Raw genomic sequence first — 26,773 nt, 5'->3', positions numbered from 1 at the left:
TCCCCAGGTTCAACCCGAAGCTTATCAGGAATTGCTTTCCGGCAACGGGTTTCGTTGATTTTCAGGGGTTGGTAGTGGTTTCAGGAAGGGAAGGAATTCGACCGGGTCGTCCAGCGATGCCAGCGTCGCGAGTACACCCGCGTTGCCGGTCGCGAAATCCATCGACAACCGGAAATTCCCCTCTCCGGGAAATGCCAGGTGCCCGTGATAGCCCAGCGCGTGCCAGTGCAGCACCGACAAGTGCGCCACGACCGGTTCCGGCAGCGGTCCGCCTGGTGAGCAGCGCGCCAGCGTCGCCAGCAGCCCGGCCCGTCCGGCGAACAATCCCGACTGCACCACCAGCGTGCTGCGGCAGCTGTGGAGCAAACCCGGAGCGCTGGTCGACAGTCGATCGTCGGGCACGTGCCGCAGCACCTCCTCGGCGACCAGACCGATGCCCGCCGAGCCCACGTCGAGATAGGGCAGCGTCCGAAAACCGCCGTCGACCTGCAGCGTTCCGTCCGGCCGGGTCACGCACAGATCCAGGTCCCGGTGCAGCGCGCGCACCGCCAGGTCGAGGTGCTCCCGCCGCTTGGTGACCTCGAAGCAGCGCAGGAACAGCAGCGCCGGACCGCTCCATCCGCGCAGCAGACCGCCGCGGGTGCCCGCGTCGCGCAGACCGATCCGGCCGGCGGTGTCGATGCCGTGCGACCGGCCGCCGTCGACCGCCTCGGCGACCCGATCGGCGATCTCCAGCGCGCGGGCCAGCTGCGCAGGATCGCGCACGGCCAGGTGCAGGTGGTTCAGCCCGACCCCGGCCAGCCCGCTGAACAGGCTCATGTCCTGGGTGCTCGCCACGTGCGGTGCCGCGAGATCGATGAGCTCGGCCGCCCGCTCGTGGTGTCCCAGCAGGTCGAGGACGTGCGCGGTGCCGTGCGCTCCGTCGAAGAAACCGGGTCTGCCCGCCGATCGGTCGGCGTGCTCGGCCAGCCAGGACACGTGCTCGGGTGCGATCTCGTGCCCGGTGGTGCGCAGCGCCCACAGCACCCCGGCCGCGCCGAAGGCGAAATCGGTGCCGCCGTTGAGGAATCCCTGCACATCACCCGGGAACAACCGGTCGTCGCGGTCCGGGGTGGCGGTGGCGCGGATCGCTGCGGCCAGCGACTCCCGGGCCGACCGGCGGCCCGGTTCGTCGGTGAAGCGCACCGCGGGCGCCGCCGCGACCGCTGGGGCCGGAGCGGGGGTGCTGAACCGGTCGAGGATGAGCGTTCGGACGTCGTCGGGCACGGTGAAGTGCTCCTCCACTGCGGCGAGCAGATCGCTCGCTTTGCCGGGGGACAGGGCGTTGAGGCTGGTCAGCGGAAGGAACAACCACAGCGCCAGCACTCCCAGCGCCTGCCGGTCCACCTCGGCGCCGCGTGCCTCGGGATCGGTGAAACCGGCGTAGCCCATCCGCTGCCGCTGCTGGTCGCCAACATGCGAAGCGTTCTCGAAGTCGACCAGCCCTACGCGGTCCTCGTCGTCGACTAGGACGTTCGCCGGGTGCAGGTCGCCGAAGACCACGCCGCGCTCGTGAACGCGTTCCACCAGCTCGGTCACCCGGCGCAGCACCCGCACCGCGCGCTCGGCGTAGTCGCGCCGGGCCCCCGGGGACTCCTGCGGTCCGACGAGCGGGTGGTGCAGCGCGCCCCACGCCTGCAACGTGCGGCCGGGAACGCGGTCGAGCACTGCGAACCGGTGCTCCCACACGTTCACGACCTCGTGCACCCGGGGGACTCCCGCGATCCCCTCAAGGGCCCGCAGGGCGCGCACTTCGTGCTCCAGCCGCGTGATCGCGTCTCGGCCACCGTTGTCCAGCCCGGCCAACGGGCGTGCTTCCTTGAGCACGACCTCGGCGTCGTCGCTCTCGCGTCGCGCCAGGTAGACCCCACCGCCGTTGGAGAAGTGCAGCGCCTCGGTGATCCGGTATCCCAGCTCGGCCGACCGCCCGGTTCGCGCCCGCAGGTGCGGTTCGAGGAAGTCCGGTGCGGACACCCACTCCGGAGTGGTGAAGAACGGCCTCCGGTCGTCGGGAACGAGCGCGCCGTCCGGGTTCTCGATCGCCAGCACCTGCTCCCCGTCGGAGGTGAAGCAGTGCTTGACCGCGAAACCGCCGTAGCGCACGAAAACCGGCCCCTCGCCGATTCGCAGATCGGTCAGGACGTACGGGCCGCGCTCACCGTCGAGCGCCTCGGACAGCGCCTTGACCGCGGTCTCCAGCTGCGCGTCGTCTACCGGGTAGAGCGTGAGCAGCTTCCCGCTGGCCGAGCGCGGTGCGTACTTCAAGCTGTAGGCGGTCACCAGGCGGCGGGTCCGCAGGAACTTGAACGCCACACCCGCCTCGAAGCAGTACCGCGACACCTGCTCCAGGACGCGTGAGGAGCCTTCCGGGGTCGCTGAGATGTGGACCTTCCAGCCCTGGGCCGGCAGCTCCACGTCGGCCGGGCGGAACATGCACCAATCGCTGTTGCCGCCCCGCACCCAGCCCTCGGGAACCTCGCCGCCGGTCAGCTCGAACGTGCTCTCCGCCGTGTCCCAGCGCGACGGCGCCTCGTAGAACAGCGTGTCCGCCAGCGAGTACAGCTCCAAGTCCTCACGCATGCCCGATCGCCTCCCTGCCGCGTCAGTACGCGCGAACGCGGCCGCTGCGCTGCTCGAAATCGCGCAGCGACGTCGGCGGGTCGTTGGCCAGGAACTTGCTCAGCAGCTCGCGGGCCTTCTCCTTGTCCTCGGCCGGGATCGCGTCGACCACCGGGAAGTGCTCGGCGCTGGCAGCCGCGTACTCCTCGAACTCCTCGCGCAGGATCGACCAGACCGTGCGGTCGTAGTACATGCCGTCGAGGTAGTGGTAGTCCCGCAGCACGCCCTCCAGGACGAACCCGCCCTTGGTCAGGATCTTCAACGTCTCCTTGTTGTAGGCCGCGGTGGTGAACTCCACCCGGTGCGCGTTGAGCCCGTTGAACAGGTGCTCAATGACCAGCCCGAACGCCTCCGCGCCGTACCCGCGGCTCCACTTCTGCCAGTCGCCGACGACACCGCCGAGGCTGTAGGAACCGGAGCTGTTCACCGGCCGGTAGTTGACCGCGCCGACGCGTTCGCCGTCGCTGGTCACGGCCATGAAGAACCGCACGTTCCCGTCCTCGTTGGCCGCCTTCACCTTGGCCGGGGTCAGGAACTCGCGGGTGTCGGCGGTCATCGCCGCAGCCGGCGACAGCGGCTTGAGCCAACTCGCGATGAGGTCGTAGTCGTCCTCGGCGGCCCATTCGATGCGGACGAGTCTTCCCTGCATTGGCACCGTCTTTCGGTCAGCGTCGGTCAACGGGACGAACCGATGGTTCGCCCGCGCTGGTGTTTTTTCGGGCGCACGTTCGCCCGGTGATTGCGGGATTCCGCGATGCCTTGCTTGCTTCAGTCACCACTCCGACGCGGCGAGGGCATCATCGGTTCCCGCGATTATCTCCCCAGATTCCCGTTATTTCGAATTCCCCTGATTCGCAAAGCTCTTCGGTCGGCGCGAACGCTAAGGAGCGCTAGATGGGGTGTCAAGCGAAACGGTCAGATTCGGTCGCTCCGCCCAAGTCGATGAGTCTGTTCGGAGGAATGCTGACCACTTCCAGCCAAATAGGGGTAGGGGTGCCCGAACCCCACAATTCCCCGATCCGCTTGACCGGACCGGTGACGGCTGTTTCACTCGGCCCCGCTCCAGCGAACACAGCTGCTTCAGTCTCTCCTCGCCGGTGGGCGGTGCGCCTTCACCGCCTCCGGAACCCGTGTCGAAGTCATGCGATTCCCGCTGCCGCAAGGAGTTTCGCGGCGGGATCGACCGATGTGGTGCGAAGGATTGAGAGATGAGTCGTTGGACTCCGTTGCTCATGGACGAGGCGTCGCTGAGCGCGATGCCGAAGCTGCCGGTGAGCGAGGTGATGCAGCACGCACACGTGGTGGCCGCACAGCGGCTCAAGCCCAAGGAGCTCTACGAGCGGTGGGACCGCCAGCAGTGGTCCGCTGTGGACGTAGAGCTGGGACCCGACAAGCACAACTTCGACCACGCGCTCACCCCGGGCTTCCGCGAGGTCGTCGCCGAGTCCATCGCGACGTTCATCATCGGTGAGTACACCGGGTTGGACATGCTGGGCCCGATCATCAGCGGCTCCCCGGACGAGCAGTACTCGGTGTTCCTGGGCACCCAGATCGCCGACGAGACCCGGCACACCCACCTGGTGTTCCGGCTCGGCGAGGAGATCCTGGGCATGGATCCCGACCCGAAGCGGATGCTCGCCGAGAGCTGGAACCTCGCCGCACCCGCGCACCGGGAGCTGAGCCTGCTGGAGGCCGGCATCGTCCGCGACCTGCACCACCGGCCGCTGGACTACCGGCAGTGGCTGCGCGCCGTGACCCTCTTCCACATGATCACCGAGGGTGTGCTGGCACTGGTCGGGCAGCGCGTCCTGGTTCAGGCGCTGCGTGACGTCGACCAGCTCGACGGCATCAAGACCGCCTTCACCGCGATGTGCCGGGACGAATCCCGCCACGTCGGCTTCGGCATGCACGCCCTGCGCACCGGAGTGCTCGAAGGCCACCACGACGACATCTGCGAGGTCCTGGAACAGGCGGTGCCGCTGGCGCTGCGCATCGACCAGGAGACCTCCGCGGTCAGCAATCGCGGCTTCCGGCAGATGAGCCTGGACATCCTGCGCCGCCACATGCGGCTCATCGGCATCGACGAGGGATTCCAGCAGCACCTGATCAGCACCGCGTCGGCGAAGGCGGGGCGCGCTGGTGCGAACTGACCTGCCCACCACACCTTTTCGCGCATCGAACCGAGGAAAGCGAGGCCTCATGGGGGACAACGGACGCGGTGGGCTCATCACCACCGAAGGCGTCGTCGGCCGCGACCAGGTCGCTTGGGACTCCGCGCTGCTGGCCAACCGGCTCCGCGGCAGGGGAGTGCGCGGTGGCGACCGGGTCGTGCTGTCGGCGGCGAACTCCGCGGAGTTCGTGGTGGCGCTGCTCGCGCTGATCGCCCTGGACGCCTCCATCGTGCTCGTCGACCACCGCCAGTCGGCCAAGGAACACCGCCGCGTCATCGGTCACGCCAGGGCGAGATGGCTGCTGCGCGACCGCAACGTGCCCGCCGAGGACCTCGGCGCCGAGGTCATCTCGTTGGAGAACGCGCTCAGCGAGGTGCGGCTGGCCCGGCCGGTGGACGCGTTCGCCGACGTCCACGACGCCTTGTCGTTCGACGCTTGGTACGCGCGCGCCGACGGACTGATCCTGTGGTCCTCGGGCACCACCGGCACGCCCAAGGGCATCGTGCGCTCCGGTGCGTCGGTGCGCGCCAACATCGAACGCACTCAGGCCCGGATGCGCTACGTCGCCGACGACGTGCTCATGCCGCTGCTCCCGTTCTCCCACCAGTACGGGCTGTCGATCATCTTGCTGTGGTGGTGGTCGGAGTTCACGCTGGTGGTCAACTCCTCCAACCGGCTCGACCAGGCGCTGGACCGGATCAGCGAGCACGGCGTCACCGTCGTCGACGCCACCCCGTCGAGCTACGACACGATGCTGTCGATCTACGGCAAGCGCAACCGTTACCACGGTTCGTTGGCCAGCGTCCGGATGTGGTGCGTGGGCGGGGCGCCGCTGTCGGCGGCGCTGAGCGGACGGTTCCGCACGGTCATCGGCAAACCGCTGCTCGACGGCTACGGCAGCAGCGAAGCCGGCAACATCGCGCTCGCGGTCGAGCCCGACCCGCGCGGCGTGGGCCGGGCGCTCGACGGCGTCGACGTCAGGATCGTGGACGCGCACGGCGCCCCGCTGCCGCCGGGTGAGCGCGGCGAGATCGTGGTGCGCACCCCCGACTACCTCAACGCCTACCTCGGCGAGGACGGTGAGCCGGTTCCGGTCACCGACCGCGAGTACCGCACCCACGACCTCGGCTGGCTCGACGACCAGGGCAACCTGACCCTGATCGGCCGCAAGCGGGCGGTCCACCGCCTCGGCCACACCCTCTACCCGGATGCGCTGGTGGAGAAGGTGGAGCGCTGCGGCAACCCGGTGCGGGTGATCCCGTTCGACCACGAGCGGCTGGGCAGCGAGCTGGTGTTCGTCGTCGCCGACGAGCAGGACCGCAGCCCCGCGCACTGGCGGGCCCGCTTCGCCGCCGAGCTCGCTGAGTACGAGCGGCCCAACCGGGTCGTGGTGGTGCCCGAGTTCCCGCTCAACCTCAACGGCAAGGTCGACACCGAGGCGCTGCGCGACATCGCCCGCGGCGGAACGCAGGCCACCCCGTCGATTCCGCACCCGGAGCGGTTGCAGGCGCTGCGCGCGGTTGTGGAGTTCCTGCAGTCCCAGCGCGCCCAGGTGCACGAGCTGCTCACCGAGGCCTCGCACCACGCGACGGTCAACGGTGAGATCGACCTGTGCATCCGGACCCTGGAAGGCGCTCAGGACGAGGTCCTGAAGCACCGGCCCCGGCCGGTGGAGGGCGCGGCCGTGTTCATGCCCTCGAACATCCCGCTGTACTCCTACGTGCTGTACCTGTTGATTCCGAGCCTGTACTGCGACCACGTCAGCTTCCGCGCCTCCAGCAAGATCGCCGACATCACCCGCAAGCTGCACGAGCTGCTCTCGCCGGCGCACAACTTGCCGATCCACGACTGCTCGATGGCCCAGCGCGAGTTCATCAACGGGCCGGTGGCCGAATCGGAGCTGGTGGTGTTCACCGGCACCTACCACAACGCAGAGAAGGTGCGCGGGCAGCTGAGTCCCGAGCAGCTGTTCGTGTTCTTCGGGCAGGGAGTGAACCCCTTCATCCTCGGCCCGGACGCAGACCTCCGCAGCGCGATCCCGGCGCTGATCGACGTGCGGATGATCAACTCGGGGCAGGACTGCTTCGGCCCGGACCGCATCTTCGTGCACGAGTCGCTGGCGGACGTGTTCGTGCCCGCGCTGTGCCACTACGTGGCCAAGCTCCGGCACGGCGACAACCGGGACACCACCAGCGACTACGGGTCCATGCACTACCTGGAGGCCTTCGCCGACTCCTTCGACTACCTGCGCAAACACGCGCAGCACATCGTTTCCGGCGGCGAGGTCAGCATCATCGACATGCACCTGCGGCCCACGGTGCTCGACCTGCCGCTGGACCCGAAGGAGAAGGCGACGGAGATGTTCGCGCCGATCTTCAACGTGGTGCGCTACTCCAGCGACGAGGAACTGCTGTCGGTGCTGAACTCGCCGTACTACATCGACCGCGCGATGGGGGCCACCGTCTACGGCGACCTGCCGGACGTGGTGGCGTTCCTGCGCAAGCGGCACCAGGTCACCGTCAACAGCACGCTCGTCGACCACGACGACGGCAACGAACCCTTCGGTGGCAGGGGCATCGTCGCCAACTACGCGGCTGTGGGCGGCAAGCGCGTCGCTGAACCGCTGCTGCTGTCCAAGGCCGTCGCCGACCACCTCGGCACCGGGGCGCGCCGCCGCGAGCTGATCGGTGCCGTCGATGTCTGACCACCTCGAAGGCGCCTGGCCCGCGGTTCTGCACGTGCTGCGGCAGAACCGCGTCGGCACCCTGTTCGGGTTGCCCGGCGACGACCTGAAGCTGCTCGCCGCGCTGGAACGCGCTGGGGAGGCGCCACGGCTCGTGCTGTGCCGGGACCAGCGCAACGCGCTGTTCATGGCCACCGGCCACGCCCTGCACACCGGCTCGGTCTCCGTCGCGGTCGTGGGCAAGGGGCCCGCGGCCACCAACGCCGCCACCGGCCTGCTGGAGGCCCAGTGCTCCCGCACGCCGCTGGTCCTGATCGGCGCGGGCACCGATCCGCACCACATCGGTGCCCGCGCTTTCCAGGAGCTTGACCAGGTCGGCGCGCTGGCACCGCTGACCAAGTGGGCGCATCGCGTAGAGCACCCCGACCGCCTGGTCCCGGCCCTTCGCCGGGCGATGCTGGTCGCCGAGCACGGCGCCCCCGGCCCGGTGTACTTGGAGGTCCCGGACCACCTGCTGACGGCCGAGATCCCGCTGCGCGGCGACGGTCCGGAGCTGACCACGGGTGTGCCGCAGCAGATTCGGGAATCGCGGCGGCCGATCCTGCTGGTCGGCGGCGGAATGCGCCACCGCAACGCCGGTCGCGTCGTGGAACGGCTGGCCGAGCGCTTGGGTGCGGCGATCTTCACCACCGCTACCGGTCGCGGCGCGGTCGACGAGGACCACCCGCACTTCCTCGGTCTCTCCGGCCTCTACGCCGCCCCGGCCACCGCCGAGCTGTGGTCGGCCTCGGACTGCGTGATCGCCCTGGGCAGCCGGCTGGAGGAGACCGCGACCCTGGAATGGCCCGAATCCGTGGGCAACTCGGTTCCCGTGGCGCAGCTCAACATCGCCGCCGAGGAGCTGTCGACCGAGCACTCGGGCCCGTGCGTCGTCGGCGATGCCGCCACCACCGCCGAGTCGTGGCTGACCGACGATCTCGGTGGCGACCGCGCGGAGTGGGCTGACCTGGTCACCACCACCAGGCTCGCGCTGCGGCCCCGCACGTCCGGCATCCCCGGCCTGCTCGCCGCCGTCCAGGACGTCGTCCCCGAGGGGCGAATCCTGGTGCAGGAGAACGGGTTACAGGACATGTGGTCCTACTTCTTCCCCAACTACAGCTGCGGTCGCCGCGGCGGCTCGGTGGTGCCGTCGGAGCAGACCAGTCTCGGTTTCGGCGCCGCTGCGGCGGCCGGGGTGAAGGCGGCCGAACCGGACCGCCCGGTGCTAGCCCTGGTCGGCGACGGCGCCTTCGGCCTGTTCAGCAACGAACTGCGCACGTTGGTCGCCGAACGCCTCGGCGTCTGCTACCTGGTGCTGCGCAACGGCGGCTACGGCTGGCTGCAGCAGCAAGCCGACCAGTACGAACCACCCCTGACGCACCACCGCTTCACCCGCGACGACGAACCGCTGGTGTGCGTTCCGGGCGTGCACCACGCGCTCGTTCACCACCGCGACGAGCTCCCCGCTGCGCTCACCGAAGCCCTCCGGCTCACCGCCGGGGGAGTCCCCTGCGTGATCGAGATCCCGGTGAGCCTCGACGATTCCGCCCTGCGCCCCGAAGGTGACTTCGGTGCCCCGAAACCCGAGGAGAACCAGTGATTTCCGACAACCTCCGCTCTCTGCGCCGTCGCGTCGTCGTTACCGGTGTCGGCGCTGTCACTCCCGTCGGCCTGACCTTCGAGGACACCTGGGAGGCGTTCCTTGCCGGGCGCAGCGGGGTCGCCGAGATCAGCACCTTCGACGCCTCCGATCTGCCGACCTCGATCGCTGGGCAGATCAAGGGCTTCGACGCCGCCGAGCACATGCCTCGTACCCTCGCCCGCCGGATGGACAGCTACGCCCAGTACGCGATGGCAGCGGCCACCTGCGCCACGCAGATGGCCAAGCTGGACGTCGATGATGACAACGCGGACCGGGTCGGTGTGCTCATCGGCAGCGGCTACGGCGCGGTCAACTCCATCGACGGTTTCTCCGTCGCCATCCGCGAGAAGGGCCCGCGCGCGATCAGCCCATACGCCCCGATCACCGGCGCGATCGACAGCGCCGCCGGCGAGATCAGCATGGCCTTCGGCGCCCGCGGGCCCAGCCGCGCCATCAGCAGCGCCTGTGCCACCGGTACCGACGCGCTCGGCGAGGCGGCCCGCTGGATCCAGTTCGGCATCACCGACGCGGCCATCGTCGGCGGCGCCGACAACTGCATCACTCGAGTCGACCTCGCGGGCAGCGGCAACGCCCGCGCCCTGTCCCGCCGCGTCGACGACCCGCAGGCGGCCTCCCGCCCGTTCGACGAGGACCGCGACGGCTTCGTGATGAGCGCCGGCGCCGGGGTGCTGGTCCTGGAGGAGGCCGAGCGCGCCGAACGCCGGGGAGCCACCGTCCTCGCCGAGGTCCTCGGCTACGGCTGTTCCTCCGACGCTCACCACTGGACGGCCCCGCAACCCGAGGGCCGGGGCGCCAAGCGCGCCATGCGCGCGGCGCTCGCCGACGCCGGGGTCACCCCGGAGCAGGTGGACCACGTCAACGCCCACGGCACCAGCACCAAGCTCAACGACGCCTCCGAGATCGCCTCGCTGCGCGAGGTCCTGGGCACCCGCGCCGCCGAGATCCCGATCTGCTCGATCAAATCCATGACCGGCCACATGATCGGCGCGGCCGGAGCTGTCGAAGCCATCACCACGATCCAGGCGATCCGGACCGGCATCGTGCCACCCACCATCAACTGCCACCGCCCGCTGGCCGACGACATCAACTTCGTCGCCCACGAACCGCAGCGGCACGAGGTCCGGGTGGCCATGAGCAACTCGTTCGGTTTCGGCGGTCACAACGCGGTCGTCGTCCTCGGCGCCTGGGAGGGCTGAGCGGTGGCGGCGCTGGTGACCGGCGGGAACCGGGGAATCGGTCTGGCGATCGCCCGTGAGTTCCAGGCAGCGGGCGAGCCGGTCGTCATCACCCACCGCGGCAGCTGCCCGGACGAGCTGTTCGGCGTGGCCTGCGACGTCACCGACCCCGCCCAGGTCGAGGAGGCGTTCGACGAGGCCGAAGCCGAGCTCGGACCGATCACGACGGTGGTCTGCAACGCGGGATTCACCGACGACCAGCTTCTGCTGCGCATGGACGAAACGCAGTTCACCCGAGTCCTCGACACCAACCTCACCGGCGCCTACCGGGTTGCCAAGCGAGGTGTGCGCAGCATGCTGCGCCAGCATCGAGGACGGCTGGTCTTCATCTCCTCGGTGGTGGCGCTGCGCGGCGAAGCGGGCCAGGCCAACTACGCGGCGAGCAAAGCGGGCCTGATCGGCATGGCCCGCTCGCTGGCCCGCGAACTCGGCTCCCGCGGCATCACCGCCAACGTCGTCGCACCCGGGTTGATCAGCACGGACATGACCGAAGGGCTCAGTGATGCCCGTGCGCAGCAGATCCGCGACGGCATTCCGCTCGGCCGTTCCGGCGAGCCGGCCGAGGTCGCCGCGACGGTGCGATGGCTGGCCTCGGACGAGGCCGGCTACATCACCGGTGCGGTCGTCCCGGTCGATGGCGGCGCGGGCATGGGTTACTGAGCTGATCATGAAGGAGGAGCACATGGGATTGCTCGCGGGCAAGCAGGTCCTGATTACCGGGGTGCTGACGGAGTCCTCGATCGCCTTCCACACCGCCAAGGTCGCTCAGCAGCAGGGCGCCCGCGTCGTGCTCACCGGCTACGGCCGGATGAGCCTGGTCCGGCGCATCGCCAACCGACTCCCGGAACCACCGCCGGTGATCGAACTCGACGTTACCGACCAGGCGATGCTCGACGACCTCGCCCCGCAGCTGCGGGAGCACGTGGATCAGCTCGACGGAGTTCTGCACTCCATCGCCTACGCGCCCCCGAGCTGTCTCGGCGAGGACTTCCTCGACGCCCCCTGGGCCGACGTCGCGACCGCGGTGGAGGTCTCGGCCTACTCCCTGAAATCCCTCGCAAATGCCTGCCGCCCGCTGATGCGCCGGGGCGGTTCGATCGTCGGCGTGGACTTCGACGCGCGCGTCACCTGGCCCGGCTACAACTGGATGGGAGTTGCCAAAGCCGCCCTGGAATCCACCACCCGCTACCTCGCCCGAGAGCTTGGGCCCGACGGCATCCGGGTCAACCTCGTCGCCGCAGGCCCTCTGCGCACCGTCGCGGCCCGCTCCATCGGGGGTCCCGACGACCTCGAAGAGGAGTGGAAAGCCAGAGCCCCGCTGGGCTGGGACACCAGCGACCCGGAACCGGTAGGCCGCACCCTCTGCACCCTGCTGTCGGACTGCCTGCCCGCCACCACTGGCGCTCTCCTCCACGCGGACGGAGGGTTCCACTCCACCGGTCGGTGACGTTCAGACCCGCCTGGGACCAGCTCATACGCCCTCTGCGTCCACGCCAGAGCCCGCACGTGCCCGCTCGTGTTGCCTGGTGACACGAACGGCAGCGCACCGAACCTCCGTTGGTCCCGGGGTGGGGGAAGTTTTCATGAAAACTTCCCCCACCCCGTGCACGAGGTGAGGTTTCCCCTGGTCATGGGGTTGGTGGGAAGTTTCGGTTGGAGCTTCGGTCTCGTGGGGGTGCGCAGTTTTCATGAAAACTGCGCACCCCCACGAGACCGAAGAGCGAGGACCGCGGTCACGGCGAGGACGACGACCCCGGCCGATTCGACGACCAGGGACGTGGGCGCGCGGACGCAGGAGGGGCAGCGCCGGATGACCGCGGGGGAGGACCCGGAAGGCCGGTTTCAGCTGAAGCTCCCGCGCTTCGGCTGAAACCGGCTCGGACCTCAGAGCAGGTGGAAGGTCTCGTAGTGGTCCGGGGAGAAGTAGACCTCGTTGGTGGTGGTGTCCACGATCAGGCGGTAGGCCTGGCGCTGGGCACCGCACTCGCGCGGGGTCACGTCGAACTCGAGGTAGCTGTGGCCCTCGGGGAGCTGGCCCTCGTAGTTGTTGTAGGTGCCACCGGCGAAGTTGCACTGCCCGTCCGGCCAGTCCACCCAGCCGCGCTCCGACGGGTAGTTCAACGACGCCCAGATCTCGTTCGAGCTGCGAGCCTCGTCGCAACCGTTGACGTCGCAGGCCTGGGCGACCGCGGCCGTGGCGCTCGGGGCGACGACGGCGCTACCGCCGCCGAGCAGACCGAGCACGGCGAACGCGGCCACGAGCAGCTTGATCACCGGGTTGATGCGGTTGTGCTTCACACGTCCTCCCGAAAGGTAGTCGGCGCCTCGGAATCTAGAGGCACCTCAGCCTCGCGGGGCGGATCTGCGACAACTGGACAAACACATCACCACAACGTGAACATCAGTGGTCCACACCATTTCGCCGACCGCTGGAGCGCGGCGGCCTGCGCTGCGGGAACGATGTGAAGTCCGTGCTGGGAGCTTTCGGAAAGCGAAGCGCTCCCGTAGCGCTGCTCGCGTGTCGGTCACGTGCCGCGCTGCAGGTCCCCCCGACGACCTGGCGCCCGGCGGATCTTCCGAGGTCCTCTGTTGGTAGCCGACTCGGTCGATGGTCGCGCTGAGCTCCGCGTGCGGAACGGGCGTGTATCCCATCGAAACCAGTCGTGAGTACCGGATGCTGCTCTGGTTCAGCGAGCGGAGCACTGCGCGGGGAACAACCCGGAACTCCCATTGGGCGGTGTTGAACACGTCGTAGAGATCCGGGTCCGTCTCCGTGTGCAGCATGAACACGAACACCTCGGCCCGGAACTCGGGAGGACCGGCCAGGTAGGTGGCGCCTCCTGGGGCGAGTCTCTGACCGCGCAGGCCGCTGTAGGTGATCGTCGGGGCGTGCTTCGGCGAGTCCCAGACTTGAAGACGGGCGCTGGACTTCACCTCGACGGTGATACCGCTGGCCGTCCTGACGTCGTAGTCATCCCACTCGTTGCGGGGTTCTCTGAGATCGGCTCCGGTCGCGTTGGCGACCAGCCACTCGGCGACGACTCCGCGGGTGGCGTTGCTGCGGAGCGGGAGCGCCCACCTGGCGAACTTCGCGAACTCCTGGTCACTGCTCGGAATGGCTGCTTCCCCTCGCCGCTTCCACCACATTGCCGCGGTTGCTGGTCCGTTGATGCGTCCCGATCTTGATAGCAAGACGGAGGGTGCGGTGGGGGGATGTTCCTCAGAAATCGCCGGATTTCACGCGGGATAAGAACGTGGCGAAGGCGTCGTTGCTGAATTCCAGGGTCGGCTGGTGGGTGTCGCCCGCCTGCTTGGTGTCGCGGATGGCGCGGCCGGTGTCGGCGAAGCCGATCTCGACGCACTCGCCGCCGTTGGTGCCGGACCTGCTCGACTTGCGCCAGGTGCTGTATGTGCCGGGCATCGGCGCTCCCTTCAATTTCGCTTCAGCTCGCTAGTGCTCCCTTCAGCATCTCCCGTGAGTCCGGCGGATTCAATGAGAGTCGGTCGAGGTCGGCGACGATCGAGGTGTAGCGGGCGAACTCGGTCACCATCGCCGAGGGAACCGAGCTCCACTGGCTCTGGCCGACCTGCGAGGAGTGCTACCGCGAGGCGCGCGTGCTGGTCAATGCCGGTGTGGGCTCGTGACCAGCGACGCCGCTACGCTGGCAGGCCTGCTGCGCAAAGCGCAGTGGCTCCTCGACGACGTCGCGTTCGAAGTCGCGGCAGGACGTGGCGTGGACATCGACCTGTCGCAGGTGGCCGGCGTGCTCGAAGAGGTGGCTCTGCTCCTGCGCGTGAGTGCGGAGTGAGGGCTTCTGCAGCGGATCGTTTTCCGCGCTGGGTTGGTCAGTCGAGGTGGAGTCGTTGGCGTTCCACCTGCACGATTCGCTGATCCATCGGGATGGCGGTGTCGTGCAGGAGGTCCTGGTTGAGGGTGGTGACGTCGGTGGCGGCCGTGTTGCGGTCCTTGGTCGTGCTCTCCCGGGCGTAGGCGTCGAACAGCCGGGTTTTGCCCTCGAGGATCTCCTGGAGTCGCTGGTCGACGGTGTCCTTGGCCATCAGCCGGTGGACGTGGACCTTGCGGGTCTGCCCCATGCGGTGGCAGCGCGCGATGGCCTGCGCCTCGGTGCTGGGTTTGAGCTGCGGTTCGGTGATGACGACGACCGAAGCGGCCTGGATGTTCATGCCGACACCACCCGCGTTGATCTGGCAGGGGAGCACCGCGGGACCGTCGTGCGCGCTGAACCTGTCGACGAGCTGCTGCTTCGCCTCGGGTGAGAGCTTGCCGGTCAGCGGTGGCATGGACATGGGCCCGACGACGGTGCGCACGGCTTCGAGAACGTCGAGGAAGTAGGAGAACACCACGACCTTCCAGCCGTTGGCGGCCGATTCCTCGACGATGTCGTGAAGCCGGTCGAGCTTCTCCGAGCCCTCGACGGTGCCCGGGGCGCAGGCGGCTCGCCGCATCGCCATGAAACTGCCGTCCGCCACCGCTTTCCGGTACGCGCGCCCGTCTGCCTCGCCGAGCTCGACCCAGTCGTCGAGCTCGAGCTTCTCGGGGAGTTCGGTGAGCACGTCCTCCTGGTTGCGGCGCAGGTACACCGGCGCCACGGTCCGGCGGAACGCGCGGGGGTCCATGAGCGCGTCCTGGGTCCGGATCTTGCGGGCGATGTCCGGCTGGAGGTAGGAGATGAGCTGCTTGAACTCCTCGACCCGGTTCTCCATCGGCGTGCCGGTGAGGAGCAGCGCGTGCTCCGCGCGGCGAACGTGAGCGGCGACGGTCCGGGAACGCTTGACGTCGGGGTTCTTGATGTAGTGCGCCTCGTCGACGACGACCAGGCCCAGCCGCACCTGCTGGAAGTCGGGCAGCCGCCGCAACGTGTCGTACGTGGTGACCGCGACGCCACCCGCCCGCACCCACTCGTGCGTTCGCTCGTCGCGGTCCCGCCCGTGCAGGACGTGGACGTCCAGGCGACTGTGCTCGACGACCTCGGAAGCCCAGTTGACCAGCACCCCCGCCGGGCACACGACCAGGAAGTGCCGTCGGCCGGACGCCGTCAGGTGCGCGAGCACCGCGAGCGCCTCGATCGTCTTCCCCAACCCCATCTCGTCACCCAGGATCGTTAACCGGCGCGCGAGCGCGAACTTGGCACCGAACTCCTGGTAACCGCGCAGGGACACGCGCAGCCGACCGGTGTCGAGGGAGATCGCGGAGATCTGCTGCCGAATCTCGCGCGGCATCTCCTCCCGCGAAGCGGGGCTCTCCGCCGAGTCCTCACCGGTGACGCGGCCCAGCAGCGTGTTGTAGGTGGCGGCGCGTTGCCGGTAGTCGGACCACGGCGACCGCCCGTCGCGGCCCGCGGCCTCTCCGACGCGTCGGGCCGCGGCGAAGGTGCGCTCCGCGAGCGGACGCCGCAACACGTTCGCGAGCTCGCCCAGCGCCTCTCGCGCTTCGGACTTCTTCCGCGAGGTCGAGAAGAACATCCGCACGCGGCTGCCCGCCCGTCGCGCTCGCTTGTGCAACCCCTCGACGAGACCGGTCAGCGGGTGGACGGTCTGGCCCAGTTCCCCGACCTCGCGTTCGGCGACCTCCAGCGCCCGCAGCGTGCCGAGGAGGTGTTCCTGAGCCGGATCGGGGTGGTCCGCGTCGAACCGGAACACCGCCTGCTTCCGCGCGGAACCGGCCAGCGCGTCGGCGGCCCGGCGAACCTGCTGCGCCGTCTTCTGCCCGACGCCCGGGTAGCGCTGCAACTCCTCGACCGACAGAGACACGACGTCCAGGACGGTGCGGACGCCCGCCTTCTCCAACCCGCTGAGCCGAACCTGCCCCGAACTCGCCTCGCGCAGCCTGTCGATCGGCATCTCCCGCAGCAGCCGACGGGCCTCCTGATCCCGCAACCACTCGTGCTGCTCCCGAGCACGCCGGCGCAGCTGCTGCGGCGCGGCGAGAACGGCGTTCGCCGCTGCCAGGAACGATGTGGCGTGCGCGAGCACGGACCTGGCTGCGGTGGCGTTTCCGGACGCCGCCTGAGACTCGCCGGGTTGCGGGTCCATTCTTCTCCCTGCTGCCGTGGTGTGCACTGCGATGATCGCAGCCGTCCACGACGTTCCGGCTGCAGACGCGCTCCACGACGCCCGTCTGCAGCAACGGCTTCACCTCTGGGGGATCGATCCGAAGGTGAAGCGCTCGATTCGCCGATGTCTCGTGTCCGACCGGTCAGCGGTGCCGGTGTCCGGCCGGGCCAGGTGGGCGGTCACATGAGTTCGGCTCGGCGTTGCTGGACTTCTTCGTGGAGGGCGCGGCGGACTTCCTGCAGGGCTGGGCGGCTGATTCCGTCGCGGCGGGCGGCGAGGGTGAACGAGAGGGTGACGTCGAGCGCCAGGTCGGTGAGTTCCACGAGGCTCGGTTCGCGGACCGCGAGGAAGCGGGGGAGCAGGCCGATGCCCGCCCCGTGCTTGGTGGCCTCCACCTGGGCGAGGACGTTCGTGGAGCTGAAGCGCGGTTCGACGCCCGGCAGGTACTGCAGCAGGTCGAGGCCGCCGACCTGGAGCAGCGAGTCCACGTAGAAGACGACGGTGTGGTCGCGGAGCTCGTCTCGGGTGTTCGGGGAACCGTTGCGGTGCAGGTAGTCTCGCGTGGCGTACAGCGCGAGCCGGTAGTCGCACAGCTTCTCGGTGAACAAGCGGCGTGACGTGGAACCGCCGATGGCCACGGCGATGTCGAAACCCGACTGGTGCAGGCTCAGCTGCCGGGTCTCCGTCAGGAGCTCGACCTGCAACCCGGGATGCCGTTGCCGCAGCCGGGTCAACGCCGGAACCACGAACGCCGTGCCGAAACCGTCCGGGGCGGTGATCCGGAAGTTGCCGGCGAGAGTTCCTCCGGCGGCGCCGTCGGCCACCTGCACCACGCCCTTGAGCGCGTCCTCGATCGGGCGGGCGCGTTCGATGACCCTGCGTCCGAACTCGGTCAGCTCCCAGCCTTCCAGCGATCGTTCCAGCAGCTTCGCGCCCAGGCTGCGTTCGAGCGCGCGCAGCCGCCGCGACACCGTGCTGTGGTCGACGCCCAGCTGGCTCGCCGCGGCCACCAAACGACCCGTGTTGGCCAGCGCGAGCAGGTAGCGCAGGTCGTCGACGCGGAGATTCCGGTCCACCGAGTTCCCCGGCATGGTGCTCCTCAGCCCAGATATGCGCACGTGACCTGCAGTCTTGCACATCTGCACACGATGCTTGCAAAGGTGGTGCTTGATTGCTCATCGACCGGGCGGAGAGATTGGTGCTCGCAGCGCACCCGATGCTCGAAGACGACGGGTGCTCGACAACGCGGAGCAGCAGATGACGACAACAACGATGTTGTGCGGACTCCCGGCCGCGCACGGCTCACTCGCGAAACACCTGGACCCCACCCGGTTGCGGGGCGACGCGTGATGGCCGGCGCGACGACCTCCCAACGGCCCTCGACCCTGATCATCGCGGCCTCCACCGCGGGAACCGTCGTCGAGTGGTACGACTTCTTCATCTACGGCACGGTGGCCACCCTCGTCTTCGGCAAGCTGTTCTTCCCCGAAGCCGGCTCCGAGCTGGTGGGGATCATCGCCGCGCTCGGCACCTACGCCGTCGGGTTCATCGCCCGACCCATCGGCGGCGTCATCTTCGGCCACTTCGGCGACACCCTCGGCCGCAAGAAGCTCCTGCAGCTCAGCCTGCTGATGATCGGCCTGTCCACGGTCTGCATCGGACTGCTGCCGACCTACGGCGTGGTCGGGGTGTGGGCTCCCGTGATGCTGGTGGCCCTCCGCTTCATCCAGGGCATCGCGCTCGGCGGCGAGTGGGGCGGCGCCGTGCTGCTCGTCAGCGAGCACGGAGGCTCCGATCGTCGCGGCCTGTGGGCGAGCTTCCCGCAGGCGGCCGTGCCCGCCGGCAACATCCTCGCCACAGCGGTCCTCGCACTGCTCAGCGTCACCCTGTCCGAGAACGCCTTCCTCGCCTGGGGCTGGCGGATCGCCTTCCTCGCCTCGGCGGCCCTGGTACTGCTTGGCTACTACATCCGGATGCAGGTCGAGGACGCCCCGGTGTTCAAAGAAGCGCTGGCCAAGTCCGCCGAGAACGAGCACTCCCCGCTCAGGGAAATCCTCCGCACCCACAAGGCGACGCTGCTCAAGGCGATGGGAATTCGCCTGGGCGAGAACACCCTCTACTACATGGTCGTCTCGTTCTCGATCACCTACCTGAAGGTGGTCGTCGGCACCGAGACCATCCACATCCTCGAACTCATGCTCCTGGCGCACCTGCTGCACCTCGTCGCGGTGCCGCTGTGCGGGTACCTCTCCGACAAGTGGGGCCGCAAACCCGTCATCGCGGCCGGGCTCGTGGTCTCGGTGGCCTGGGCCATCACCACGTTCAGCATCTTCGACTCCGGCCGCACCGCCGCGATCCTGAGCGCGATCATGCTGGGCCTCATCGCGCACGCGCTGATGTACGGGTCGCAGGCGGCGTTCTTCACCGAGATGTTCCCGACCCGCATGCGCTACACCGGCATCTCGATCGCCGCGCAGGTCACCTCCATCGTCGCCGGAGCACTGGCGCCGATCATCGCCGGAGCGCTCCTGGCCTGGTACGGCGGCTCGATCCCCATCACCGCCTACGTCCTGCTCGCGATCGCCATCAGCGGCGTCGCGGTGGCCGTCACCCGGGAGACCAACGGCGTCTCCTACGACGCGCTCGACGTGCCGTCGACCCGCGAACGCGCGGGCAGTCACGCCGACTGATCACCACACCTCGATGAGGAGACACCTGTGATCAACACGATCATGATGCCGCGCGACATGCGCGTCGGCGGAGGCGCGATCGACCAGATCGGCGACCTCGCCCAGCAGCTCGGCAGCGCCAGACCGCTGGTCGTCACAGACGCCTTCCTGGTGAGAACCGGACTCGCGGAACGAGTTCTGACCGCGCTGCGCGAGACCGGGCTGCGGCCGAAGCTGTTCGCCGACACCGTCCCCGACCCCACCAGCGAATCCCTGCTCGCCGGGCTCGAAGCCCTCAAGGACGGCGACTGCGACGCTGTCATCAGGCTGGGCGGCGGATCCCCCATGGACACCGCGAAAGCACTGGCGCTGCTCGCGATCCGCGGCGGGGAGATGATCGACTACAAGGCCCCGCTGACCAACACCGGCCCTGCGTTGCCGATCATCGCCGTGCCCACCACCGCGGGCAGCGGATCCGAAGCCACCCAGTTCACCATCATCACCGACAGCGAAACCGGCGAGAAGATGCTGTGCAGCGGACCGGCCTTCCTGCCCGTCGCCGCGGTGATCGACTACGAGCTGACGCTGTCCGCGCCGCCCCGGCTGACGGCCGACACCGGCATCGACGCGCTCACCCACGCCGTCGAGGCATACGTCAGCAAGAAGGCGAACCCCTTCAGCGACGCGCTGTGCCTCACCGCCATCTCCACGATCGGCGCACACCTCCGCAGCACCTACGCCGACGGGCAGTGCACGACGGGACGTGCGGCGATGATGCTGGCCGCCACCCAGGCGGGGATCGCCTTCTCCAACTCGAGCGTCGCGCTCATCCACGGCATGAGCAGGCCGCTGGGCAGCCACGTCGGCATCGCCCACGGCATGTCCAACGCCATGCTGTTCCCCGCCGTCACCGAGTTCTCCGTTCCGCACGCCACCGCGCGGTACGCCGACTGCGCGCGAGCCTTCGGCGCGGCTGAGACCGACACCGCCGACGGCGAGGCCGCGACCGCGTTCGTCGCGGCGATCCGCGACCTCTGCCGCGACCTGCGAGTCCCCACACCGCAGGTCTACGGCGTCGACGAAGTCCGGTTCCGCGAGATGGTCCCGCTCATGGCAGAGCAGGCCCTCGCCTCCGGCTCGCCCCTCAACAACCCGCGCGTCCCGTCAGCGGACGAGATCGCGGACCTGTTCCACCGGATCTACTCGTGACCACCCAGGAGACGACCATGTCAGCTTCCCCCAGCACCCGCATCGAGCACTGGATCAACGGCCGCAGCACGCCCGGCACCGGTGAGCGGCGCGGCGAGGTCTACAACCCCGCCACCGGCGCGACCACCGGCCACGTCGCTTTCGCCGCCGACAGCGACGTCGACGCCGCTATCGACGCCGCCGCCCAGGCCTTCCCGGCCTGGTCCGCGACACCCGCGCACGTGCGCGCCCGGGTCATGTTCCGCTTCCGCGACCTGCTCGAAGCCAACCGGGACCGGCTCTCCGAGATCATCGTCGCCGAGCACGGCAAGGTGTTCAACGACGCCCAGGGCGAGGTCACCCGGGGCATGGAGGTCGTCGAATTCGCCTGCGGCATCTCCCAGCTGCTCAAGGGCGAGTACTCCTAGAACGTCGGACGCGGCATTGACGCCGTCACCGTGCGGCAGCCGCTCGGTGTGGTCGCCGGCATCTCCCCGTTCAACCTCCCCGCCATGGTGCCGCTGTGGATGGCACCGGTGGCGCTGGCCTGCGGCAACACGTTCGTGCTCAAGCCCTCCGAGAAGGACCCCACGCTCAGCGTCGAACTCGCGCGACTGCTCCAGGAAGCCGGGCTGCCGGACGGCGTGTTCAACGTCGTCCACGGTGACAAGGTGGCCGTGGACGGCCTGCTCACCGACCCCCGCGTGGAAGCCGTCAGCTTCGTGGGTTCCACGCCCATCGCTGAGTACGTGCACCGCACGGCTTCGGAGAACGGCAAGCGGGTCCAGGCCCTCGGCGGCGCCAAGAACCACATGGTCGTGATGCCCGACGCCGACCTCGACAAGGTCGTGTCGGCACTGATGGGCGCCGCCTACGGCTCGGCCGGGGAGCGTTGCATGGCGATCTCGGTGGTCGTTCCGGTCGGCCCGGAAACCGCCGACGCGCTCCGCGAACGCCTCGTGGAAGCCCTCGGGAACCTCAAGATCGGGCCGGGGATGAACGACGGCGTCGAGATGGGACCGCTGGTCACCGCCGCTCACCGGGACAAGGTGGCCGGCTACGTCGACGCCGGCGTCACCGAAGGAGCCGAGCTGGTCGTCGACGGGCGCAAGACGCAGATCCCCGAAGCCGGCAACGGGTTCTTCTTCGGTCCGACGCTGTTCGACCACGTCACCCCGGACATGCGGATCTACCGCGAGGAGATCTTCGGACCGGTGCTCTCGCTGGTCCGGGCGAACAGCTTCACCGAAGCCCTCGCCGTCGTCAACGACCACGAGTTCGGCAACGGCACAGCGGTGTTCACCCGCGACGGCAACACGGCCAGGACCTTCTTCTCACAGGTCAAGGCCGGCATGGTGGGCATCAACATCCCGATCCCGGTGCCGATGGCGTTCCACTCGTTCGGCGGCTGGAAGCGCTCGCTGTTCGGCGACCACCACGTGTACGGTCCCGAAGGCGTCCGGTTCTACACCCGGAACAAGACCGCGACCACGGCCTGGCCCACAGGCGGTCTCGCAGCAGCCGACTTCACCATGCCCACCCTCGACTGACGGTGCGGATCAGGGCCGATCGCGCGAGGTCGATCGGCCCCGATCACCGTTGCCGCGGGCGCTGCTCATCCGTGGGGGAGGACGACTGCTCTGCCGTTGACCGTGCCGTCGTGGAGGCGCTCGTACGCCCGGGGTGCCTCGTCCAGCGAGTACGTCTCGGTGTGGACCGAGATCGCTCCGGCTCGGGCCAGCTCCAGGACCTCGTGGAACTCGCTGCGACTGCCCCAGTAGGGGGCGGTCACCGAGGCCTCGAACGGGAGAGCGCCGAAGCCCACGGGGAGGGTGCCTCCTGCGATGCCGACGATGGTGATGTCGGCCTCGACCGAGGCCACGGCGCCTGCGATGTTCACCGTGGGCTGGGCGCCGACGAAGTCGAAGACGGCTTGGGCGCCGCGGCCGTCGGTCAGCTCGCGGACCTTGGCGGCGGCCTTGTCATCCGACAGCAGGGTCTCGTGGGCGCCGACGGTGCGGGCCAAGGCGAGCTTGTCCTCGGTGACGTCCAGGGCGACGATGCGCGCGCTGGTCAGCGCGCGGAGGATCTGGACGGCGATGTGCCCCAGCCCGCCCACGCCGATGACCACCGCGGTCGCTCCCGGGACGAGCTTGGGCAGCGTCGGCTTGATCGCGTGGTACGGCGTCAGGCCCGCATCGGTCAGCGGGACCGCGTCGACCGGGTCCAAGCCGTTCAGCGGGGCCAGGTGGCGAGGATCGTCGACGATCAGGTACTCGGCCATCGACCCGGGAGCGCCGAGCCCAGGTGGGTTGATTCCCAGGTCAGCGGCGCGCAGGCAGTAGTTCTCCTTGCCCGCGGCGCAGTTGAGGCAGATGCCGCAGCCCCACGGCCCGTAGACCGCGACCGCATCGCCCTCGGACAGACCCGTGACACCGGCGCCGAGGGCGGCCACGGTGCCGACGCCCTCGTGCCCCAAGGTCATCGGCAGCGCGTACGGGAAGCCCTCGGCCGGCCAGCTCATCACGGCGATGTCAGAGTGGCACGCACCGGCGGCGCTGACCTTCAGCAGCACCTGACCGGGCCCGGGCTCCGGATCGGGGACGGTGACGACCTCGGGTGCGGAGCCGATCTCCCGGTACTGCAACGCCTTCATCGCCTGCTCCTCACCTGCGACACGGGTACGTCCCGCATGGTAGGTGAGCGCACGCGGATCCGTGGCGCCAGAAACCCGAGGTCAGGGCGTTACCTCGTGGAACACCTGTGCGGTGGGTGGGTGGTGGGGAAGTTTTCATGAAAACTTCCCCCCCACCGCACAGGTGCAGCGTTTGGACGTGGGACCTCTACCTCGCTCGTGTGTTCTCGGTTGGTGTGGTGGGGAGGGGGTTTGTCGGGTGGAAGTTGAAAACGCCTTGTGTTCTTTGGGATTCGATCACCTGATCTAGCGATGGCGTGGGGTGTGGCTCGGCGGCACAATGGGAACATGAGTTCGATGACGCAGGTTTTCGCCGATGCCGTTGCCACGGCTCGGGCCGCTGTTGCGGGAGCCGTGGCGTCACCGAGGCGCGCCAGTGAACTGGCGGGCGCCATCAGGGAATTGGAGTCGCTCGCGCGGTACGTGCACTCGGTCCAGGGTGAGCTGATCGCCGAGGCCGAGAGGCACGAGGTGGCGCGGGCTCACGGGGCGCGCAACACCGGTGTGTGGTTGCAGGACGTGCTCCGGGTCGATCCCGGGCAGGCGCGCGGTCGCGTCGAGGTCGCCGTCAGCAGCGCGGCGAGCGAGGCGCGACGGGCGCTGGCCGAGGGGGCGATCAGCGTGGAGCACGCGCAGGTCATCGCCTCGTGCGTGAAGCGGCTTCCCGCGCACGCCGCGGGCGAGGCGCCGCGCGTGGAGACGGTGCTGGTGCAGCGGGCCCGGCGGTGCCGACCCCGCGATCTGCGCCGGTTGGCCAACGGGATCAACGCCGGCTACGACCGCCGTGCGGCCGCGTCGGAGGAGGACGCCCAGCACGAGTCGCGCGAACTGCACTACGTCACCACCGGCGACGGCAGCGTCGTGGTCAAAGCGCGGTTGGACAAGGAGGTCGGGCGGAAGTTCATCGCCGCGCTGCGACCGCTGTCCAAGCCCTGCCCCGCCCACGACGGGACGCCCGACCCGCGGACCCCTGCCCAGCGGCACGCCGACGGTCTGGCGACCTTGGTGGATCTCGCGCTGGGCTCCGAGGGGATGCCGAGGGTGGGCGGTCAGCGGGTGCAGGTCCAGGTCACCGTCGGATACGACGACCTGGTGCGCAGCCTCGACTCCGACGCCGAGGGGGTTCTCCCGGGCATGTTCGCCGACGGGGAGCCGATCAGCGTCGACGCGGTGCGCCGCTTGGCCTGCGACGCCGGGATCCTGCCCGTCGTGCTCGGAAGCGACGGGGTCGCGCTCGACTACGGCAGGGAGGAGCGGACCGCGCCGCCCCAGCTGCGGGCGGCGCTGTTCCGGAGGGACGGGATCTGCGCGTTCCCCGGATGCGAGCACCCGCCGGGCACCTCGCAGGCGCACCACGTCGTCGAGTGGTTCAACGGGGGAGAGACGAACCCGGGAAACATGGTGATGCTGTGTGCGTTCCACCACCGGACCGTCCACAGTGACCACTGGAACATCGTCATCGAGGAGGGGAGAACGCTGTTCACGCCACCGCGACGCATCGACCCGGATCAGACGCCACGGCCCGGGGGAACGGCCCGGCCGAGCGACCACCTGCGTCTGGTCCGGGAACTCGTTCCCAGACCGCGACAACCCGAACCCGCCACCTGAACCGGCCCGCGCTGGCCGGGCGACCCAACGCGCCCTCGTGGCACCTGCTGTTTGACAACTCCATCTGCCGGGCAAGCACGTCGGGTGCCGGACAACGGCTCCGGCACCCGACGCGTCCGCACTACCGGGCCGCGGAGGCCTCCTCGTCCGGGGCCGCCGAAGCCGGCGAACCCGGGAGAGGCCGTCCAGCGGACTCCTGGGCGAACCAGATCCCGATCGCGCCGATGACACCGGCGCCGATCAGGTAGTAACCCGGCCACATCAGATCACCGGTCGCGGCGATCAGGGCCGTCATCACCGTGGCGACCGTGCCGCCGAACAGCGAGACCGAGATGTTGAACGAGATCGACAGGCCGCCCTGGCGGATGTTGGTCGGGAACAGGGCGGGCAGCGTCGAGGGCATCGTGGCGCTGAACACCACCAGCATCAGACCCATGATCATCAGGCCGGCGAACACCGTCGGGATCGTGTTCTGCTGGATGAGCAGCACCGACGGAACCGACAGGACCACCAGGGCGATGCAGCCCGTCATGACGACCGGCTTGCGGCCGAAGCGGTCGCTGGCGCTGCCGATGAACGTGATGACCACGAGCATCACCGCCATGACCACGATCTGCAGCACCGACGACTCCGTGTCGCTGATTCCGGGCGGCATCTCGTCCGACAGGTAGGTCGGCATGTAGGCGGTGAGCATGTAGTTGGTCACGTTGAACACCAGGACCAGCGCGCCGCAGATCAGCATCGCCGGCCAGTGGCGGACGAAGATCTCGCGGAACTCGGTCTTGGTCGACTCGGCCTCGCGCTTCTCGTGCGTCTCGACGAGCTGCGCGAACGCCGGAGTCTCCTCCAGCTTCAACCGCAGGTACATGCCGACGATGCCCAGCGGGCCGGCGATCAGGAACGGGATGCGCCAGCCCCACGACAGCAGTGCCTCCTCCGGCATGACGGCCGTGAGCACCGCGACGATCACCGCACCGAAGATGTAGCCGGTCAGGGTGCCGAACTCCAGCCAGCTGCCCAGGAAGCCGCGCCTGCGGTCCGGTGCGTACTCGGCGATGAACGTCATCGCACCGCCGTACTCACCACCGGTGGAGAAGCCCTGGACGAGCCGGGCGAGCAGCAGCAGGATCGGGGCGGCCAGGCCGATGGTGGCGTGGCTGGGGATCAGGCCGATGCAGAACGTGCCGGCCGCCATCATGATCATCGTGGTGGCCAGCACCTTCGTGCGGCCGATGCGGTCGCCGAGCGGGCCGAAGAACATGCCGCCGATGGGGCGGACCAGGAACGCCGCGGCGAACGTGCCGAACGTCGCCAGCAGCTGGGCGGTCGGGCTGGACGACGGGTAGAAGACCTTGCCGATCGTGGTCGCCATGTAGGCGAAGACCCCGAAGTCGAACCACTCCGTCACGTTCCCCACCGCGGCCGCGGCGACCGCGCGACGCACCAGCGAGGGGTCGACGACCGTGATGCCGCCGACGGACCGGATACCGGGCGAGAATCCGGGATCTTCCTTCTTGCCGGTCACCACGACCACCTCCTCAAGCGGAGGGTCACGGATTCGCAATGCGCAGATGCCTTCTTGCGGTACGTGAACATGGCGAACGACAGTAGTGGAAGAAACCAAGGTCGCCTAATCCGGCGAAAACGAAACAGCGCCGTATGCAATCAAAGCGGGCAAATCATTCATTCCGCGCGGAAAATGCGGAAGTTCACACCCCGAAAGATCGTTGTTCCCGCCTCGGTAGACTGGGTGTGAACGGATCGAACGGTAATGCCGATGTCGGGAGGGCGCGAGCATGGGATCGTTGAGCGCATGGCACTGGTTGATCGTGCTGGTTGTGGTCGCCCTGCTGTTCGGCTCGAGCAAGTTGCCGCAGGTCGCGCGCTCGCTGGGGCAGTCCGCGCGGGTGCTCAAGGCGGAGGCGCGAGGTCTGCGCGAGGACGAGGAAGCGGCCAAGAAGGACGATTCCGCCACCCCGCGACCGGAGGCCGGCGCGAACTGATCGTCCCCTCTGAGGGGTTCCTCGTTCGCCGCGCGTCCCGTCCTGAGATCGCGCGGTGATAGCGGCCGCAGTGGAGCCGGCCGTGA

19 protein-coding genes and 1 pseudogene are annotated in these 26,773 nt (G+C 69.0%); 12 read left to right on the top strand and 8 right to left on the bottom strand.

The genetic code is table 11. From position 1 onward, the window contains the following. Nucleotides 1-24: 24 nt before the first annotated feature. Both lanKC and BM424_RS11810 read right to left on the bottom strand, forming a co-directional pair. Nucleotides 25-2,619, bottom strand: a complete 2,595-nt coding sequence (lanKC, locus tag BM424_RS11815; protein ID WP_093416182.1) for a class III lanthionine synthetase LanKC — start codon at nucleotides 2,617-2,619, stop codon at nucleotides 25-27. Nucleotides 2,620-2,641: 22 nt separating this feature from the next. After that, nucleotides 2,642-3,307 carry a GNAT family N-acetyltransferase gene (locus BM424_RS11810; RefSeq protein WP_093416179.1) on the bottom strand — a complete coding sequence of 222 codons (666 nt, stop codon included), beginning with the start codon at nucleotides 3,305-3,307 and terminating at the stop codon, nucleotides 2,642-2,644. A 559-nt stretch (nucleotides 3,308-3,866) separates the two neighbouring features. Here BM424_RS11810 and BM424_RS11805 point away from each other — a divergent pair. Genes BM424_RS11805 through fabI form a run of 6 tightly spaced genes read left to right on the top strand, consistent with a single transcriptional unit; the run spans nucleotide 3,867 to nucleotide 11,896 of the window. Continuing rightward, the gene (locus BM424_RS11805; protein WP_093416177.1) at nucleotides 3,867-4,808 is read left to right on the top strand and encodes a ribonucleotide-diphosphate reductase subunit beta; all 942 of its coding nucleotides are present in this window, start codon (nucleotides 3,867-3,869) and stop codon (nucleotides 4,806-4,808) included. Nucleotides 4,809-4,857: 49 nt separating this feature from the next. Continuing rightward, nucleotides 4,858-7,533 carry an aldehyde dehydrogenase family protein gene (locus BM424_RS11800; protein WP_093416174.1) on the top strand — a complete coding sequence of 892 codons (2,676 nt, stop codon included), beginning with the start codon at nucleotides 4,858-4,860 and terminating at the stop codon, nucleotides 7,531-7,533. Next, entirely contained in the window at nucleotides 7,526-9,151 is a 1,626-nt protein-coding gene (locus BM424_RS11795; RefSeq protein WP_093416993.1) for a thiamine pyrophosphate-binding protein, read from the top strand. Before BM424_RS11800 ends, BM424_RS11795 begins: the two co-directional genes overlap by 8 nt. Further along, on the top strand, nucleotides 9,148-10,410 hold the full coding sequence (fabF, locus tag BM424_RS11790; protein ID WP_245775778.1) for a beta-ketoacyl-ACP synthase II: 1,263 nt from the start codon (nucleotides 9,148-9,150) through the stop codon (nucleotides 10,408-10,410). The genes BM424_RS11795 and fabF overlap by 4 nt, the downstream gene beginning before the upstream one ends. Nucleotides 10,411-10,413: 3 nt before the next feature. After that, the gene (fabG, locus tag BM424_RS11785; protein ID WP_093416172.1) at nucleotides 10,414-11,109 is read left to right on the top strand and encodes a 3-oxoacyl-ACP reductase FabG; all 696 of its coding nucleotides are present in this window, start codon (nucleotides 10,414-10,416) and stop codon (nucleotides 11,107-11,109) included. A gap of 22 nt (nucleotides 11,110-11,131) precedes the next feature. Then, entirely contained in the window at nucleotides 11,132-11,896 is a 765-nt protein-coding gene (fabI, locus tag BM424_RS11780; protein WP_093416987.1) for an enoyl-ACP reductase FabI, read from the top strand. 437 nt (nucleotides 11,897-12,333) lie between these two features. Here fabI and BM424_RS11770 read toward each other — a convergent pair whose 3' ends face one another. Beyond that, complete coding sequence (locus tag BM424_RS11770; protein WP_093416166.1) at nucleotides 12,334-12,747, bottom strand: ribonuclease domain-containing protein; 414 nt, start codon at nucleotides 12,745-12,747, stop codon at nucleotides 12,334-12,336. Nucleotides 12,748-13,669: 922 nt separating this feature from the next. Continuing rightward, a complete protein-coding gene (locus BM424_RS11760; protein ID WP_093416161.1) occupies nucleotides 13,670-13,870 on the bottom strand; it encodes a DUF397 domain-containing protein in 201 nt (66 codons plus the stop codon). A gap of 220 nt (nucleotides 13,871-14,090) precedes the next feature. Between BM424_RS11760 and BM424_RS28820 the strand changes: the two genes are divergently transcribed. Continuing rightward, on the top strand, nucleotides 14,091-14,258 hold the full coding sequence (locus BM424_RS28820) for a hypothetical protein (protein ID WP_175548046.1): 168 nt from the start codon (nucleotides 14,091-14,093) through the stop codon (nucleotides 14,256-14,258). Between the two features lie 37 nt (nucleotides 14,259-14,295). On the opposite strand, the gene BM424_RS11755 is transcribed toward BM424_RS28820, so the two are convergent. Together BM424_RS11755 and BM424_RS11750 are read right to left on the bottom strand one after the other, a co-directional pair. Continuing rightward, on the bottom strand, nucleotides 14,296-16,503 hold the full coding sequence (locus BM424_RS11755) for a DEAD/DEAH box helicase (protein ID WP_093416159.1): 2,208 nt from the start codon (nucleotides 16,501-16,503) through the stop codon (nucleotides 14,296-14,298). Nucleotides 16,504-16,703: 200 nt separating this feature from the next. Then, nucleotides 16,704-17,615 carry a LysR family transcriptional regulator gene (locus BM424_RS11750; protein WP_093416156.1) on the bottom strand — a complete coding sequence of 304 codons (912 nt, stop codon included), beginning with the start codon at nucleotides 17,613-17,615 and terminating at the stop codon, nucleotides 16,704-16,706. Between the two features lie 258 nt (nucleotides 17,616-17,873). Here BM424_RS11750 and BM424_RS11745 point away from each other — a divergent pair, with 258 nt between their 5' ends. The 3 genes and pseudogenes from BM424_RS11745 (at nucleotide 17,874) to BM424_RS11735 (ending at nucleotide 21,931) form a co-directional block, all read left to right on the top strand. Next, entirely contained in the window at nucleotides 17,874-19,214 is a 1,341-nt protein-coding gene (locus BM424_RS11745) for an MFS transporter (protein ID WP_093416154.1), read from the top strand. A 27-nt stretch (nucleotides 19,215-19,241) separates the two neighbouring features. Next, nucleotides 19,242-20,402, top strand: a complete 1,161-nt coding sequence (locus tag BM424_RS11740; RefSeq protein WP_093416151.1) for an iron-containing alcohol dehydrogenase — start codon at nucleotides 19,242-19,244, stop codon at nucleotides 20,400-20,402. A gap of 17 nt (nucleotides 20,403-20,419) precedes the next feature. Continuing rightward, nucleotides 20,420-21,931 (top strand): annotated as a pseudogene (locus BM424_RS11735) (CoA-acylating methylmalonate-semialdehyde dehydrogenase). Between the two features lie 65 nt (nucleotides 21,932-21,996). On the opposite strand, the gene BM424_RS11730 reads toward BM424_RS11735, so the two are convergent. Next, nucleotides 21,997-23,037, bottom strand: a complete 1,041-nt coding sequence (locus BM424_RS11730; protein WP_093416149.1) for an NAD(P)-dependent alcohol dehydrogenase — start codon at nucleotides 23,035-23,037, stop codon at nucleotides 21,997-21,999. A 327-nt stretch (nucleotides 23,038-23,364) separates the two neighbouring features. On the opposite strand from BM424_RS11730, the gene BM424_RS11725 reads away from it, so the two are divergent. Further along, nucleotides 23,365-24,684, top strand: a complete 1,320-nt coding sequence (locus BM424_RS11725; protein WP_175548045.1) for an HNH endonuclease signature motif containing protein — start codon at nucleotides 23,365-23,367, stop codon at nucleotides 24,682-24,684. Between the two features lie 121 nt (nucleotides 24,685-24,805). Here the strand turns inward: BM424_RS11725 and BM424_RS11720 are convergent, their stop codons facing one another. Further along, complete coding sequence (locus tag BM424_RS11720) at nucleotides 24,806-26,209, bottom strand: MFS transporter (protein WP_245775777.1); 1,404 nt, start codon at nucleotides 26,207-26,209, stop codon at nucleotides 24,806-24,808. 271 nt (nucleotides 26,210-26,480) lie between these two features. Here BM424_RS11720 and tatA point away from each other — a divergent pair, with 271 nt between their 5' ends. Then, nucleotides 26,481-26,687 carry a Sec-independent protein translocase subunit TatA gene (gene tatA, locus BM424_RS11715; RefSeq protein ID WP_175548044.1) on the top strand — a complete coding sequence of 69 codons (207 nt, stop codon included), beginning with the start codon at nucleotides 26,481-26,483 and terminating at the stop codon, nucleotides 26,685-26,687. Nucleotides 26,688-26,773: the final 86 nt, after the last annotated feature.

Origin of the sequence: Saccharopolyspora flava (assembly GCF_900116135.1) — a bacterium.
GTDB lineage: Bacteria > Actinomycetota > Actinomycetes > Mycobacteriales > Pseudonocardiaceae > Saccharopolyspora > Saccharopolyspora flava.
Note: the sequence above shows the minus strand (reverse complement) of the source record. Positions and strands in the feature narration are given on the sequence as shown.

What these genes read in the sequence shown, in the direction of transcription:
- lanKC (WP_093416182.1), bottom strand. Translation starts at nt 2,619, where the DNA reads ATGCGTGAGGACTTGGAGCTGTACTCGCTGGCGGACACGCTGTTCTAC.
- BM424_RS11810 (WP_093416179.1), bottom strand. Translation starts at nt 3,307, where the DNA reads ATGCAGGGAAGACTCGTCCGCATCGAATGGGCCGCCGAGGACGACTAC.
- BM424_RS11805 (WP_093416177.1), top strand. Translation starts at nt 3,867, where the DNA reads ATGAGTCGTTGGACTCCGTTGCTCATGGACGAGGCGTCGCTGAGCGCG.
- BM424_RS11800 (WP_093416174.1), top strand. Translation starts at nt 4,858, where the DNA reads ATGGGGGACAACGGACGCGGTGGGCTCATCACCACCGAAGGCGTCGTC.
- BM424_RS11795 (WP_093416993.1), top strand. Translation starts at nt 7,526, where the DNA reads ATGTCTGACCACCTCGAAGGCGCCTGGCCCGCGGTTCTGCACGTGCTG.
- fabI (WP_093416987.1), top strand. Translation starts at nt 11,132, where the DNA reads ATGGGATTGCTCGCGGGCAAGCAGGTCCTGATTACCGGGGTGCTGACG.
- BM424_RS11760 (WP_093416161.1), bottom strand. Translation starts at nt 13,870, where the DNA reads ATGCCCGGCACATACAGCACCTGGCGCAAGTCGAGCAGGTCCGGCACC.
- BM424_RS11755 (WP_093416159.1), bottom strand. Translation starts at nt 16,503, where the DNA reads ATGGACCCGCAACCCGGCGAGTCTCAGGCGGCGTCCGGAAACGCCACC.
- BM424_RS11750 (WP_093416156.1), bottom strand. Translation starts at nt 17,615, where the DNA reads ATGCCGGGGAACTCGGTGGACCGGAATCTCCGCGTCGACGACCTGCGC.
- BM424_RS11745 (WP_093416154.1), top strand. Translation starts at nt 17,874, where the DNA reads ATGGCCGGCGCGACGACCTCCCAACGGCCCTCGACCCTGATCATCGCG.
- BM424_RS11730 (WP_093416149.1), bottom strand. Translation starts at nt 23,037, where the DNA reads ATGAAGGCGTTGCAGTACCGGGAGATCGGCTCCGCACCCGAGGTCGTC.
- BM424_RS11725 (WP_175548045.1), top strand. Translation starts at nt 23,365, where the DNA reads ATGAGTTCGATGACGCAGGTTTTCGCCGATGCCGTTGCCACGGCTCGG.
- tatA (WP_175548044.1), top strand. Translation starts at nt 26,481, where the DNA reads ATGGGATCGTTGAGCGCATGGCACTGGTTGATCGTGCTGGTTGTGGTC.